The following is a 15,206-nucleotide window of genomic DNA, read 5'->3' on the forward strand; positions in this document are numbered from 1 at the left end:
AGGCTGAATAAGCCTTATTTTTATGATTTACATTTCATTATGAGTCAATTCGAAGTTTCTAAGCTTTCGATATTATTGTACAAAATTTTGTACATTTACATTTCATTATGAGTCAATTCGAAGTCGCGAAGAATAATTATATATTTAGTCGAGTGATGTGAATTTACATTTCATTATGAGTCAATTCGAAGTTTAAGTACAAAAAAGAATTAATTCAAAGCAAAAAGAATTTACATTTCATTATGAGTCAATTCGAAGTGCCAATGCGAAGTATATCAAGTCACAGATGCAGAGACATTTACATTTCATTATGAGTCAATTCGAAGTGAACTTTTTTTGCATCGTCAACACTCTTAATCATAGCATTTACATTTCATTATGAGTCAATTCGAAGTATATTTAAGAGGTACAACAAACCCGGACCCGGATTCATTTACATTTCATTATGAGTCAATTCGAAGTTATTTTTATGCCCATATGCAAAGAGGGGAGGTGAAAATTTACATTTCATTATGAGTCAATTCGAAGTAAAATATCGAATCTATCGTATCAAATGCAGTGCGTGAATTTACATTTCATTATGAGTCAATTCGAAGTTTAATTTGGCTGGCATTATAAATCGAATCTTTCGTAATTTACATTTCATTATGAGTCAATTCGAAGTTCACCCCAATAATGCCACCTTCACCGTTCACAACAGAATTTACATTTCATTATGAGTCAATTCGAAGTGATGCATTAAAAGAGTATCCATTTGTATTCCTAACACATTTACATTTCATTATGAGTCAATTCGAAGTCGGCACAAAACCTTTAGGGATCGACAGTAATAAGCCTATTTACATTTCATTATGAGTCAATTCGAAGTGCATTGATTCCTTGTTTACTTAGCAAGTCCGTTTGAAATTTACATTTCATTATGAGTCAATTCGAAGTTAACATGCTTACATACTGAATGCTTAAGTAATCGTAAATTTACATTTCATTATGAGTCAATTCGAAGTAAGCCACAAAGACATCAATTGGAACGTGTGGAATAGATTTACATTTCATTATGAGTCAATTCGAAGTTCCAAATCCGCCCGTCAAACACTGTGATGGATCTATTATTTACATTTCATTATGAGTCAATTCGAAGTGTTCGGAGAATTCAAATTGAATACTATCGAAGAAGCATTTACATTTCATTATGAGTCAATTCGAAGTTGTGAGTTTCAACAGAGTTGGCATTTGGACAACGTAATTTACATTTCATTATGAGTCAATTCGAAGTCTGCTTTTCTATGTTTCCTCCCATACTTCTCAAATGCATTTACATTTCATTATGAGTCAATTCGAAGTATGGTCAGCTTCAACAATAATAACTAATTTTTCAGATTTACATTTCATTATGAGTCAATTCGAAGTAAAATCAATAAAAATTCAATGCGTTGCAACTGGTGCATTTACATTTCATTATGAGTCAATTCGAAGTCCGTACCTACACAACGCCTTATTTTTCAATATTAATTTCATCATTTTCTGTCTATCTACTATTATATATCATTTTTATATAGAAATCTTCAAAATAATTTTATTTCAATCACTCGTTATCCCAATAAATATCTGCATTTGCTCAGATCTGTCGTACCCCATATAAAATTGCATTTTTATAGGTCGACAGATCAAATAACATTTTAAGATCTATTGCTTTTATCGGTTTTCCGATAATTCATATACGTTTCATAAAAAACTTAAATTCTAAAATGAAAGACACAGCATAAAAGCTGTGTCTTCATTTTCATCTTTCAAATTTTCCACGAAGATATTGTTCTTGCCACTGGATATCTGCGTGTAATTCATGAGCGGCACGCAATGGCCAGTAAGGATCTCGGAGTAAATGCCGCCCTAAAAAAACGAAATCAATGCCTGATTTTATTATTTGTTCCGCTTGATGTGGTTCTGTAATTAATCCACCACCAATTACAGGCAATCCGGTATGTTGTTTAATCGTTGCGGCAAAAGCAATCTGATAGCCGGGATATGCTCTGACAGGTGCTGAAATGACTGCACCGGAACTTACATGAACAATGTCGATTCCCTTTGATTTTACCAAATTAATCATAACCGCTATATCTTCCGGTCTGTTACCTGCCGGATCATATTCTTCTGCAGAAACACGAACAAATATAGGATAATCAGCGGGAACGACCTCACGTACAGCTTCTAAAACTTCATCTAAGAAACGAGCCCTATTTTCCAGACTGCCACCATATTCATCCGTTCTTGTATTGGCTAATGGGGATAAAAACTGATTTATCAGATATCCATGTGCAGCATGAATTTCAATTGCATCAAAACCGGCAGCTAAAGCCCGTTTTGCGGCATTTTTAAATAATAGTACAGTTTGTTTAATTTCTTCTTTTGATAATGCATGTGGCATACGATGTTCTTCACTGAAAGCGATTGCCGAAGGAGCCACTGGCTCTAAAGCAGTTACTTCACTTTTTCGTCCAGCATGATTGAGCTGTATTGCCGCTTTTACTCCATAGCTATGTATCGCTCCCACAATTTTACCCAGTCCGTCAACTTGCTGGTCGTCCCATATTCCTAAATCCCTATCAGAAATACGCCCACGTTTTTCTACACCCGTTGCCTCCACAATAATCAGTCCGGTTTGACCTGCTGCCCTTGTAGCATAATGAACAATATGCCAATCATTAACCATACCATCTTGTGCAGAATACATACACATCGGCGGCATAACAATACGATTTTTAAGCTCCAAGTTTTTAATTTTAAATGGTGAAAATAGCATCTTTCATTACTCCCTTCAGCATTGAGGATATTTACTATTATGTAGTTTCGACTATAAAACAATTGATTCCTCTATCGTATTAAATAAAATATCATAGATTATTAAAATAAACACAGACAAAAAAATTTATGCCTGTGTTTATTTTGGATTTGATATGCTATATAATTTAACAATTCAAAAATATACTTAATTTTTCTGTGCTTTAATTTGCTCTAAAATTCCGGTTTCTGTAATTGTCTTAGACAAGGTTTCACCATCTAAGCTCCATTTTTCTTTTGATTCTTCTGAATTTAAATAGTTTACTTGCAAGCCTAAATTTTCTGCATTAATCTGAAATTCTGGATCAGCAACCATTTCCTTCAAGCCTTTTTCGAGTCTGGCTTTAATTGCCGGCGGTAATTCTTTTGGTGCTACTACGCCACACCAATTATTAAATATATTATCAATTCCTACTTCTTTAAAAGTTGGTATTTGTGCTAAGTCTGAGTCAACCAACCTCTTTTCACCCGTTGTAGCTAGTGCTATTAGTGCACCACTTTTAATTTGTTCTTTAACTATTGCTGGACTAACAAAACCAATCTGAACATGACCACCTAATAAAGCAGCAGTCACCTCACTATTTCCACGAAAAGAAACTTGTTTTAACGAAATTCCGGCAGATTTAGCAAAGGCTTCACCAAGAACATGCGATGGTGAGCCGATTCCTGGAATTCCACATTTTACTTCTTCTGGATGTTGTTTTACATAACTAATTAGGGCATTAATGTTTTGATAGGGCTGTTTTGCTGAAGTTACCATGATCTGCGGCAGAGAGGCAATTTGAGCAATTGGCTCTAAAGCAGTTGGGTAATGGTATTTTGTTGATCCATATAATGGCTGGATAATGACATCAATTGCGCTAATACCAATCGTATAACCGTCTGGACTAGCGTTCACTAGTTCATTCCAGCCAATTGTTCCAGCGCCCCCCGGCTTGTTAACAACAACTAAAGGCTGTCCTAAATATTTAGGTGCCATCTTTTCCAATGATCGAGCCATAAGATCCAATCCGCCACCAGCACTAAAAGGTACAATAATGGTAATAGGTCTATCTGGATAATTTTTTATTGCAGTTGTTGTTTGACTTTGCATATCCGTACATCCTCCCAGCAATATTGAAATAAGTACTCCCCCCGCGATTAGCGCAATAATACGTCTTTTCACTACACCATCTCCTATTTACATGTTCATAACTTCTTATATATTTTTTCTTCTCAATGTATCAACATACTCTACAATCTTTTATTAAACCTTCTAAAACCTACTATCCTTCTTACCTACATTTTTGCAACTCAAAATTTTCAGCATACTTATTTTTTCTGTGCTTTAATTTGTTCCAAAATACCTGTTTCTTTTATTGTCTTAGACAATTTTTCACCATCTTTGGACCATTTTTCTAATGAATCTTCGGAATTTAAATATTCTATCTGTAATCCTAATTTTTCAATGTTAATTTTAAATTCCGGATCTTCAATCATCTCTCTAAATCCAGTCTCTAGTCTAGATTTAACCTCTGGCGATAAACCTTTAGGCGCTGCTACACCATACCAAATATTTAATTCCATATCAAAGCCCAGCTCTTTAAAAGTTGGTATCTGTGCTAACTCGGAGTCAACTAACCTTTGTTCGCCAGTCATAGCCAATGCTCTCAAAGTACCATTTTTAATTTGTTCCTTAACTGTTGATGGGTTTACAAAAGCGATTTGCGTATGATTTCCTAATAAAGCAACGATTGCATCATTAACTCCACGAAATGGAACTTGTTCAAGGGTGATATCAGCAAATTTAGCAAACATTTCACCAGCAATATGTGATGACGATCCAATTCCTGCGTGTCCACATTTCAATTGACCGGGATGCTGTTTTGCATATTGAACAATTTCTTCTAAACTTTTCCATGGTTGTTCTGCTGGAACCACCATAATAAAAGGTAGATTTATGACTTGTGCAATAGGCTCTAAAGCAGTAGGGTAATGATATTTGGTTGTACCATATAATGGTTGTATCAATACATCTGTTGAGCTGGCTCCCAACGTATATCCATCTGAATTAGCAACAACCAATTCATTCCAGCCAATAGTTCCAGCCCCACCAGTTTTATTAACAACGATTAAAGGCTGTCCCAAATATTTAGGTGCCATTTTTTCCAAGGTTCTGGCTAAAAGATCTAATCCTCCCCCAGCACTAAAAGGTACAATCACTGTAATAGGTTTCGTAGGATACTTTTGTGTGGTACTTATCGTTTTACTTTGCATATCGGTACAACCTCCCATTAAAATTGAAATAAGGAATAACCCCGTTGCTAACGCAGTAATCCGTTTCTGCACTACACCATCTCCCTATAAATTTTTACATCTTTCATCTAATAATGTAAAAATAATACTATTTTTACATATAACTTCGCTAATAAATATCAATTTCCTTCCAAAAATTTTATTATTTTACATGCTATTGAAAATTCCATCATTTTAAAAATCTTAAGATAGTTTTTCTAAACACAAAAAAGGAACTAACCAAATCGGTTAGTTCCTACTTTAAAAATGATTAAATTATATTTACAAAATCAGCTTATTTTCTGCGATGATTTTGTTTCATTTAAGCCAACGGCTTGATTTATTTCTTCACGAGTAACTTCGCCTTTGGCAATCAATTCATCGATCCATTTTCCATGATGTGCATTTGCATATTTTGCGTGAATATTTCCTTTTTGCATACCACGCATGGAATCAGGATTTACAGAAGCTGCAAGATAGATATGTCCAATCGCTGCCGCAAATCCGAGTCCGGCAGCAATGCTATGCAATGGAACCATCCAAACCATAACTTCTTTGCTTAAATAATCATTGCCAATCCAAATCGCTAAACCAGTAGCAACCAAAAGAAGCCATATGACTGCTTGCAGGCTTATATTCATTTTTTCCCCACCATTATAGAAGGTTTGTTTTGGCATTCCAGATGGGTGAACGCCAATAAGCTCAGGTGGAAATTTTTGCATGAAAGTCATGTCATCTTTATCAAAACTGAATACTTCTTTCGCTAAAGTGACAAAACCTTTCCGTGCAATAAACATCCCTACTAAAGGTGTTGCAATGAATATGACTGCAAATACACGATGCATAATCTGCAATGTATGCGCACCAAATATATCATACAAGAAATGGAATGTATCCATATAGAGCGGCAAAGCGGTTAGAAATAACATGAGAAAGGAGAATGCATTCAGCCAATGACAGATAATAAAACCTTTTTCATGTCGTGGCACATACTTTTTATCAACCAACATGTCCATCGCCACCTTTCCCATTTTCATTGTTGTCTTTATGTCTCTTTGCAACAAATTTACTTAACGTGTACGCACCTGCACAACCGACAATAGCGGCAACACCTGCGACTTGTCCAATCGGACGAATAATGTCTTTCCAAACATTCATTGCAGTTGAGGTTTTCGGATCGGCAGGCAGTCCATAAACAGCTGGTTTATCGGTGAGAATATACATCATATTCGTCCCGCCGACTCCATTTGCATCAACGCCATAAAGCTGCGCATTTGGAAAATCTTTTTTCAGTTCCGTTAACCGTGTATTTGCTAAAGCAACCATTTTATCCCTTGGACCAAACTGAATCGCAGTAGGCGGACAAGTTTGCGCGCAAGAAGGTACCATGCCGTTTTCGATACGATCTGCACACATGTTACATTTCGTTGATTTATGTGTTGCTTCATCTATTTTTGGTACATCAAATGGACAATTGATTACACAATACCCGCATCCAACACATTTATCTTTATCAATCACTACAGCACCTGTAGCGGTTTTGCTGATTGCATCTTCCGGACAGCCCTTCAGGCAGGCAGGATTTTCACAATGCATACACTGCACTTTGATAAAATCCCAATGGAACTTCCCATTCTCAACGCGTTCATTCATTCTCACCAAGTTATAAGTTTTTGAACTGAAGTCTTTATGAGACTGATATGCACCATCAAATGGTGTAATTTCAGCGGGGAGATTCTTCCATTGTTTACAAGCTACCATACAGGCACGACAAGCAGTACATTTTGAGACATCATGCAGCATGGCCATTTGTTCTGCCATGTATACCACTCCTTTATCTTCGAAACTATACTATTATATTAAGAAAAGACCTTTTCTTTTTAATCCTTTTTCTTCTGCCAGCATATCTAAATGAACCGTAGCCCAATCGTTTAGATAAATTGGTTCCTTGCCTTCGTTTAAATAAGTTTTGCTATAAGAATGACATTCTTTACATACATCAATGCGCATTTCCGGCTCTGCTTTTGCTTCAAGAAGACGCAGTTTATTTAAATCGTCATTGTCGCAGTAAATACAGCCGATACGCTTATAATGCCAAGTCTCATGACAATGACTGCATACAAGATGACGTTCACGTCCCTGATTTTTCTTTTTAAGCTGAGCCAATGCCGGTAAGGAACCACAAACCGGACAATAATTGCGCTCCCACTCAAGATCTTTCTGCCATTCTTTCCGTTCATCTTCGATGGATTTCATTACATTGGAAACAGCCAGCCAAACAACATACCGCAAAGTACTTGCATTCAATTCTTTGTTTTCACAGAAACTCTGGATACTTTCCTCTTCCTGACAAAGAACATAACCAATCATTTCTGTAGCGGCATTGTTCGACAAATATTTATCTAGCGAGTGACAGGAGTCTTTTAAAGCTTTTGGAATATCTGCTTTTAACAAGCCTTCCAGTAATTTATGCATCATATGCTCTACTGGTTTACCTAAGGCTGCCTGTATTTCTGCATGCTGCAACAAAGGAATTCCTTTATTGAAATCCTCCGTATAGTCAGCAAAGGAAGGTAATGAAAATTTTTCTACAGCGATTTGACTTGAAATCCCCGCCGCTTCCATATGCAGTTGTCCAATTTCCTTTAAAAAAGGATGCTTTTCAAGATATTCCAAGAGCAATGTTTTTTCCCTGTTATTGCTATTCATTCTTAATCCACCTTACTAGGCTTTCTTGATATCGATCAGACAAGCCTTAAATTCTTGTTCTTGCACATTTGGATCAAGTGCATCAATCGTAAGAACGTTCGTGCTCGGCCCTTTCGCCAATCCCTTAAAGCCCCAGCTATAAGGCATCCAGACCATATGTGTTTCTTCCCCATTGACCATCAATGGTTTTGCACGATTAGAAACCATGGCTTTCACCTTAACTTCGCCGCGTGTGGAACGAACATTCACATAGTCGCCTTGTTTAACACCAAGTTTCTGAGATAATTCCATAGACATTTCAGCAAACGGCTCTTTTACAAGCTCATTCAACCAAGGAATGTTACGCGTAATCGTCCCGGAACACCAGTGTTCTGCAATTCCAGACGTACAAAGTACATATGGGAATTCATCTTTGGTACCGATGCGTTGTTCATTTGGCAACCGCGGATAAATTACACAAGGGTTAAACTGTATTTCTTTATGCAATCTATTCTTCGTAGGACTTTCAACCGGTTCGTAAAACTCTGGCACCGGACCGTCTACCGGTGTATACGAATGATCTCTTGACTTCATATTTTCATCGAGATCTTTATATTCTGCCGCAAATAATCTACCGAATCCTTCTCCATTCATACGGAACGGTTTCTGTCCTCCAGCAGTATGCGGGCCTTCTTTTAAGTTAGAAACATCCGGACGATCATAGCCATCCCATTGTCCTTTCGCTTCATCCCACCAAACAATCTTGTTCTTTTCATCAAACGGTTTGCCATCTTTATCGCAAGATGCACGATTATAAAGAAGGCGAATATTGTCTGGCCAGCACCAAGCATACTCTGGGAAGATCCCAAGATCTCCTCGATCCGCTTGTCCGCGACGTTTTGCTTGATTTTTATTGCCTGCAAACACCCCGGCGTAGATCCAAAGTCCGCTGCTCGTTGTTCCATCGGCTTTAGTCTCACCAATTCCGTTTAAAAGATTACCGGTTTTTAAGTCGTAACCATTGATTTCTCTAAGAACAGCTTCTGCTGTATCTTCTTCTGGATAATCCCAGACTAAATCCATAATCGCCCGATCTTTTTGTGCCGTCGAGTCTTTATAAAGTTCACAAATCTTCTTAAACATGCGATTAAAAATCCAAAGATCTGCTTTAGAATCGCCTACTTTATCCGGACCAGCCATACGCCATTGAATCATACGCATGGAATTGATCATCGTACCTTCGCGTTCAAGATAAGAACACGCCGGCATGAAAATAACTTCCGTATTAATTTTAGAAGCATCAGCCCCTGGCCGTTCCCAAAAAGCGGCTGTTTCATTAATAAAGACATCCTGTACAATCAGAGTTTCCAGATTGGATAGCCCTTTATGTGTTAAATTCAAATTGGCTTGAGACATCATTGGATTTTGTCCGGCAACGTAGGTGCATTTTATTTGACCTTCGATCATTTTTTCAAAAGAAATATAAAGAGAATCATTATGATGGCTGTTGCGGATTGGCAGATAACCAAATCCATAATCGTTTTCCTGCGTTGCTTTTTCGCCGTACCAAGCTTTCATTAAATTAATCAAGAATTTTGCACGGAAAGATCCGTAAGCATCTGACCATTTTTCTAAAGTAGATGTCTCTTGTGTTGGATAGGAAAGATAGCCAGGGAAATATTGGAACATGATACCAAAATCCGTAGAACCTTGTACATTCGGTTGTCCACGCATTGCACCGATACCACTGCCCGGTTTACCAATGTTACCAAGCAAAAGCTGAAGAATCGTAAAGCAACGAATGTTTTGTACACCAACTGTATGCTGCGTCATGCCAAGTGCATAAAGCATCACACAAGGCTTGGTTGTAATAAGAAGTTCTGCAGCCTCTTGAATTTTTTCTGCCGGTGTCCCAGTAATTTGCGAAGCCATTTCAAACGTATACCGTTTATAGTGTTCACGCAATTTTGTATATACACTGTCAGGATGATTAATATCGTCCGTTTTAATTGGTTTTCCAGCCGCATCAACTTGATAACTCCAGCTATGTGGGTCATAACTGCGTTTCTCTGCATCGTAACCAGAAAACAGACCGTCTTTAAATTCAAAGTCTTTTGATACCAAACAGTATGCATTCGTATTTAATTTTACGTATTCTTCATCATAGCGTTTATTTTCTAAAATATAGCTGATGATAGACCCTAAAAATGCAATATCTGTACCTGGACGCAATTGAATATGATGATCCGCAATTTTTGAAGTACGCGTAAATCTTGTATCAATGTGTACAATTTTCGCACCACGATCTTTTGCTCTCATAATTGCCTTCATCCCCATAGGATGACATTCAGCAACATTACTGCCCTCTACCCAGATCAATTTTGCATTTTGTATGTCTGGCCAAGGATTGGTCATCGCACCGCGACCAAATGCAGCATTTAATGCCGGCGGCGTAGTTGCATGACAAACACGCGTCTGATTGTCGGTAAATACGGCACCCATAGCACGCGTCATTTTAATCAAAGTATAGCATTCTTCATTATTTACTTGAGAACCACCGATAAAGCTGATCGCATCGGTTCTGTTTACTTGATATTCTTTACCATCAATCGTTTCTTTTTCAATCCAATTTTCATCACGCACTTTTTTCATTGCTTTTGCAGAGCGCTCAATTGCCTCATCCCAGCTAATTTCCTGCCAAGTCGTACTGCCAGGCGCGCGATAAAGCGGCGTCTTGGGACGTTGGTCGGAATTTGGAATATGACCATAACCTAAGCCTTTACTACAAAGACTTCCTCTATTAATTGGGCTGTCAGTTGCCCCTTCTAAATTGATCAGTTTCCCATCTCTCACATGACCGATGACACTACATCCACATGCACAGAAATGACATACGGAGGTAAATTCTTTTGCTCCAGTTAGCTTGAATTGTTTCGCTGCAGCTTTTACTTTAGGAATCTGAAAGCCGAAATCTGCTAAAACTAACCCAATGCTCGCTAAACCAGTAGTTTTAAGAAAATCCCTTCTGTTTAAGTTCATTTGTTTGCCTCCCCCGAATAAAAGTCTATATGAGTAGATTTCTTCTGATCAATTCATAAGCCATGATTGAAAAAAGAAATAAGCTCCAAATTTGTAAATGCATCACTTGTATTTATATAATAATAATCTATATTAATAGTTGTATTCTGTTTAATCAACATCAATTATAATATACGTGTCCATTAGACATCTGTCAACCAACTTGTACGCAAAAAACACAAATTAAAATTGCCAATTGTTTGTAAAGTCGGATGTAGAGCTACGGATTTCATGGGACAATACGCCTAATCATAAATAAGACAAATGCAATAAATTATTTATTTGATTTTAATTTATATGGTATAATACATTTCAAGTGTTATTTTTTAAAAGTATTACACACGAATTTCAAAATAAATATATGCAACGATAAGATTGAATCATATATACTTAACTTCTATAGGCTATAGAAAAGGACAGGAGAAATCATATGGAAAAAGAAAAGATTGAAGCGATAGAGACTTATGACACTATTGAGTTTCGTAATGCTGAATTTCACAAATCGAGTCAATGGATCTCTGAAGAAATGCCGCTTACGATCTATTTAAATGGTAAAGAAACTACAACGATGCTTTGCTCCCCAGTAGATCAAAAATATCTGGTTATCGGGTTTTTAATCTCTGAGGGAATGGTGCAAAACCTCGAAGCAATAAAAGAAATCAACATTAATGAAAATGATGGTCTAGCATATATCGAGGCTGACATTATAGAGAAAGCAACGACAACCAACTATCTACGCCGCTGTTTAACGACTTGTTGTGGGAGGGGACGTGCCGGCTTCTATTTCGCCAACGATCACCAAACAACAAAAATAATCGATAGCAACGCCCACTTTCATGCCGCCGATATTTTAAAAAGTACGGCAACTTTACTCCATGAAGCTTCTGCTACGCATAGCAAAACAAACGGTGTGCACAGCGGGGCCATCGTAGAAAAAGGGAATTTAATTTTATATTCAGAAGATATCGGACGCCATAATATCTTTGATAAATTATACGGCAAATGTTTAGAACAGAAGATGTCCATGGATGACAAGATGATTGTATTCAGCGGCAGGATTTCTTCTGAAATTTTAATAAAAGTAAGTAAAATGGGAATTCCGTGTGTTCTGGCAAAATCTGTACCGACTACATTGGCACTCGGTATGGCAAAAGATCTAGGCATCACAATCGTAGGAAGTATCCGCCGCGACTCTTTCCTCATTTATACACATCCCGAACGAATCGTTACCTAAAAAACTATGGACAGATAGGCTGCGGGTCGGCGATAAGCACTCATCTGCGTCGTTGCAGCAAGGCGGTTACTCGTCGACGTACACAAGTACGACTCCTTCGCACCCCCTTGCTGCGCCTAGCATCTGAGTACTTCTCCCCAACCGGCAGCCTATCTTCGTACTAGTTTATAAGTGGAGCAAATTTCAGTGGCGTGTATTCACATGAGTGAATACACGCCACTTTGTCTACAGTCTGACTGCCGCATTTTAATGCGGCAGTTTTTCTTTTCGTTCCCGGCCTTTTCCGGAAAAATACGTTCCGAAGGATGAAAAATGACCGGCTTACGTTAAGAAATTCGCTTGTCTGAACGAAGTGAGTTTGCGAATTTTAGTAAGTCGGTCATTTTTCAAGTTTTTTGGAGGTTTGAGGCTAGTACCTTGGCTAGGTTGAAATTTAAGGTTAGGTTGCGGAGATTTTTTTGCCTTGCTAGGCGGAGGAGTCGCACATATCGGATATATGTAAGATGACGACAACAACGCAAGTCGGAAAAATATCCGTAAGATAACCAAAGGTTTAACCTAGTCAAGGTACTCAACTTTTTGGTCCTTTTGTGGCAATGACAAAAGGACATCTACGTATTTAGGCATACACTAAGATTTTTATAAATGTTTCGTGCAACATCGACGTTCCCTCTTAATTTAAAAATAAAATTTTATCTTCCGGTATACGTAAAAACAATTCTTGATGTTCTGCTTTCATTGCCTGCCATTTATCTTTCTCAATCTGCCAGACAATCTCGCTTCCCAATCCGATTTCGCCTTGATTTTTTAAGATAACCATCATACTAAATGCATCCTCCACGACGCGTTCAATTTTGCAGATCATTTGATTCGTTTCGTCTTCTTTCGTACATAATTCCAAATAATGTGCACGTATTCCAACATGTTTGATATCATTTGGCACTTTACTTGACGTCGTTAAAATACAATTCCAGTCCATCGCCCTTACCTTAAAATCGTCTATTTTTTCAGCTCTGGAATGATTTTTACAACCTGTTAATCTGGAAGCAGCTAATGTTTTAGGACTGCTGAACATTTCTTTTTTATCACAGACAATCTCCAGTTTTCCATCGGCGATAACAGCAGTTCGATCGCAAAGGCGATATACTTCATCACGGCTATGTGAAACAAATAAAATTGTACCGTGATAATTTTCAAGCACCTTCATCGTTTCCAATTCCATCTGCCATTTTAAATGGTTATCTAAGGCTGAAAAGGGTTCATCAAGCATAATAATTTCCGGTGAAGCAGCAAAAATTCTGGCTAACGCAACCCGTTGCTGTTGTCCGCCTGAAATCTGACCCGGATACCGTTTTTCTAAACCTGTCAGATAAAAGGATGTAATTTTTTCACGTACAATCTCTGCTCGCTCATGTTTAGGACAACGAATCCCAGCGGCAATATTTTCTTCCACTGTCATATGCGGAAAAAGTGCATAATTTTGAAATAAATAGCCCGTTTTACGTTCTTGCGGTGTCAAGTTAATTTTCTTTTCTGAATCAAACAAAACTCTGTCATTGACAATAATTTTCCCGCAGTCTGGTTTCACAATACCTGCAATACATTTTAGCGTCATGCTCTTTCCACAGCCTGATGCACCTAGCAATCCGAGAATTTCATTTTTTGCCTCGATCTGCACATCAAGCGAAAAGCTGCTTAATTTCTTTTTTATATCTATGTAAATGGACATGCACAATCCTCCTATTTCATTTTACCGGCAGCTTGTACCCTTTTCTGGATATTCGACCAATAATTCATTAAAATCATAATAACAAATGAAATGATAATGATAACAACAGCCCAAACATACGCAGTATCACGGTCGCCGGCTTGTACAGCTGAATAAATTGCAGTTGCCATCGTTTGCGTTCTTCCCGGAATATTTCCCGCCAGCATGATGGTCGCACCAAATTCTCCTAAAGCTCTGGCAAATGCCAGTACAGTGCCTGCAGCAATGCCCGACCAAGATAACGGCAGAATCACACGCCAGAAAATTTTTTCTTCCGACATGCCGAGTGTCCGCGCCGCTGAAATTAAGTTATGGTCGATCTGCTCAAAAGCACCGCGTGCAGTCCGGTACATCAAGGGGAATGCTACAACGGTAGAAGCAATCACAGTCGCTTCCCATGAAAAAACAACACTCAGATCAAACTGTGCCAGAAAACTGCCGATCCAACTGTTTTTACCTAGAAGAATCAAAAGAAAAAAACCAACAACTGTTGGCGGCAAAACCAATGGCAGAGTAAAGACTCCATCAATAATCCCTTGATAACGTTCTAAATTTATTACATATCTAGCTGCATAAAGCCCTAAGAAAAATGTAATCACAGTCGCCAGTACTGCTGTTTTTATTGATATAAATAATGGCGATAAATCCATAAAGAACCTCCTTAAAACATCTAATTGCTTTTTAAGAACAATATTTTCATGCGAATTCAACTATATTGAAGATCAATAATTTTTAAATAAATTGCAGCATTTTATTTAATCTGACAATCCTTCTTCATTTATCATACAATTTAGAAGTATGAATTGCAAATTTTATATATGAAATCATCTCATTCTGTTCTTAATCACACAAAATAACCTTCAATCATAGTTTTAACTACAATTGAAGGTTATCTGCGTATTTGTACGTTAATTTTTTCTCAAATACATTTTTGCCGATTTAAAGGTCAATACTATTTTGAAGCTTATATTTTTAGGGAAACTGCGCAAGATTAAAACTACAAAAGGACTTTAATGTGCACTGCTTTCTCTGCCACTAAACAGACTAATCAGCCAAACAAGGATCATGGATCCAAGCAAGCTTGCAATTAACTGTCCAAGGAGTCCATATGCCGCGATTCCAACTAGACTAAGTGTAAAGTTACCAATAAATGCACCGATTATCCCTACAATAATATTCGCCCAAATACCAAATCCATGACCTTTCATCATTTGTCCTGCTAACCAACCGGCAATCGCTCCAATAATGATGGACCAAATTAAACTACCCAATTTTATCCCTCCTTTCACTACTAGTTTCTCCAATTTTTTTTATATTAGTACTTTTTTA

Annotated in this window: 11 protein-coding genes and 1 CRISPR repeat array (1 of these 12 only partly in view); of the genes, 1 reads left to right on the top strand and 10 read right to left on the bottom strand. The window is 37.6% G+C overall.

Translation table 11 applies throughout. From position 1 onward, the window contains the following. Positions 1-1,474: direct repeats of the CRISPR family, unit length 31 nt; unit sequence ATTTACATTTCATTATGAGTCAATTCGAAGT (it extends 377 nt beyond the left edge of the window). 306 nt (positions 1,475-1,780) lie between these two features. The 7 genes from namA to fdnG all read right to left on the bottom strand — a co-directional run bounded on the left by namA (position 1,781) and on the right by fdnG (position 10,836). After that, the gene (gene namA / locus BN6559_RS08105; RefSeq protein WP_110954249.1) at positions 1,781-2,797 is read right to left on the bottom strand and encodes an NADPH dehydrogenase NamA; all 1,017 of its coding nucleotides are present in this window, start codon (positions 2,795-2,797) and stop codon (positions 1,781-1,783) included. A 186-nt stretch (positions 2,798-2,983) separates the two neighbouring features. Further along, on the bottom strand, positions 2,984-3,928 hold the full coding sequence (locus tag BN6559_RS08110; RefSeq protein WP_110956328.1) for a tripartite tricarboxylate transporter substrate binding protein: 945 nt from the start codon (positions 3,926-3,928) through the stop codon (positions 2,984-2,986). Positions 3,929-4,146: 218 nt separating this feature from the next. Continuing rightward, positions 4,147-5,091 carry a tripartite tricarboxylate transporter substrate binding protein gene (locus BN6559_RS08115; protein WP_110956329.1) on the bottom strand — a complete coding sequence of 315 codons (945 nt, stop codon included), beginning with the start codon at positions 5,089-5,091 and terminating at the stop codon, positions 4,147-4,149. 308 nt (positions 5,092-5,399) lie between these two features. Continuing rightward, positions 5,400-6,119, bottom strand: a complete 720-nt coding sequence (locus tag BN6559_RS08120) for a formate dehydrogenase subunit gamma (protein WP_110954250.1) — start codon at positions 6,117-6,119, stop codon at positions 5,400-5,402. Beyond that, positions 6,109-6,930 (bottom strand): 4Fe-4S dicluster domain-containing protein, encoded by an 822-nt coding sequence (locus BN6559_RS08125; RefSeq protein WP_110954251.1) that lies wholly within the window; start codon positions 6,928-6,930, stop codon positions 6,109-6,111. Before BN6559_RS08125 ends, BN6559_RS08120 begins: the two co-directional genes overlap by 11 nt. Before the next feature lie 33 nt (positions 6,931-6,963). Beyond that, positions 6,964-7,818, bottom strand: coding sequence for a formate dehydrogenase accessory protein FdhE (locus BN6559_RS08130; RefSeq protein ID WP_110954252.1), 855 nt, complete (start codon positions 7,816-7,818; stop codon positions 6,964-6,966). A gap of 15 nt (positions 7,819-7,833) precedes the next feature. Then, positions 7,834-10,836, bottom strand: coding sequence for a formate dehydrogenase-N subunit alpha (fdnG, locus tag BN6559_RS08135; RefSeq protein WP_110954253.1), 3,003 nt, complete (start codon positions 10,834-10,836; stop codon positions 7,834-7,836). 469 nt (positions 10,837-11,305) lie between these two features. Between fdnG and fdhD the strand changes: the two genes are divergently transcribed. Further along, positions 11,306-12,109, top strand: coding sequence for a formate dehydrogenase accessory sulfurtransferase FdhD (gene fdhD, locus BN6559_RS08140; protein ID WP_110954254.1), 804 nt, complete (start codon positions 11,306-11,308; stop codon positions 12,107-12,109). Positions 12,110-12,782: 673 nt separating this feature from the next. On the opposite strand, the gene BN6559_RS08145 is transcribed toward fdhD, so the two are convergent. The 3 genes from BN6559_RS08145 to BN6559_RS08155 form a co-directional block, all read right to left on the bottom strand. Continuing rightward, positions 12,783-13,838: a sulfate/molybdate ABC transporter ATP-binding protein gene (locus tag BN6559_RS08145; RefSeq protein WP_110954255.1), complete on the bottom strand. Its 1,056-nt coding sequence runs from the start codon at positions 13,836-13,838 to the stop codon at positions 12,783-12,785. A gap of 11 nt (positions 13,839-13,849) precedes the next feature. Then, positions 13,850-14,527, bottom strand: a complete 678-nt coding sequence (gene modB / locus BN6559_RS08150) for a molybdate ABC transporter permease subunit (RefSeq protein ID WP_110954256.1) — start codon at positions 14,525-14,527, stop codon at positions 13,850-13,852. Positions 14,528-14,887: 360 nt separating this feature from the next. Beyond that, positions 14,888-15,148, bottom strand: coding sequence for a GlsB/YeaQ/YmgE family stress response membrane protein (locus tag BN6559_RS08155; protein ID WP_199883851.1), 261 nt, complete (start codon positions 15,146-15,148; stop codon positions 14,888-14,890). Positions 15,149-15,206: the final 58 nt, after the last annotated feature.

Origin of the sequence: Massilibacillus massiliensis (assembly GCF_900086705.1) — a bacterium.
In the GTDB taxonomy this organism is placed as follows: Bacteria; Bacillota; Negativicutes; order FLKF01; family FLKF01; genus Massilibacillus; species Massilibacillus massiliensis.

What these genes read in the sequence shown, in the direction of transcription:
- namA (WP_110954249.1), bottom strand. Translation starts at nt 2,797, where the DNA reads ATGCTATTTTCACCATTTAAAATTAAAAACTTGGAGCTTAAAAATCGT.
- BN6559_RS08110 (WP_110956328.1), bottom strand. Translation starts at nt 3,928, where the DNA reads ATGCAAAGTCAAACAACAACTGCAATAAAAAATTATCCAGATAGACCT.
- BN6559_RS08115 (WP_110956329.1), bottom strand. Translation starts at nt 5,091, where the DNA reads ATGCAAAGTAAAACGATAAGTACCACACAAAAGTATCCTACGAAACCT.
- BN6559_RS08120 (WP_110954250.1), bottom strand. Translation starts at nt 6,119, where the DNA reads ATGTTGGTTGATAAAAAGTATGTGCCACGACATGAAAAAGGTTTTATT.
- BN6559_RS08125 (WP_110954251.1), bottom strand. Translation starts at nt 6,930, where the DNA reads ATGGCAGAACAAATGGCCATGCTGCATGATGTCTCAAAATGTACTGCT.
- BN6559_RS08130 (WP_110954252.1), bottom strand. Translation starts at nt 7,818, where the DNA reads ATGAATAGCAATAACAGGGAAAAAACATTGCTCTTGGAATATCTTGAA.
- fdnG (WP_110954253.1), bottom strand. Translation starts at nt 10,836, where the DNA reads ATGAACTTAAACAGAAGGGATTTTCTTAAAACTACTGGTTTAGCGAGC.
- fdhD (WP_110954254.1), top strand. Translation starts at nt 11,306, where the DNA reads ATGGAAAAAGAAAAGATTGAAGCGATAGAGACTTATGACACTATTGAG.
- BN6559_RS08145 (WP_110954255.1), bottom strand. Translation starts at nt 13,838, where the DNA reads ATGTCCATTTACATAGATATAAAAAAGAAATTAAGCAGCTTTTCGCTT.
- modB (WP_110954256.1), bottom strand. Translation starts at nt 14,527, where the DNA reads ATGGATTTATCGCCATTATTTATATCAATAAAAACAGCAGTACTGGCG.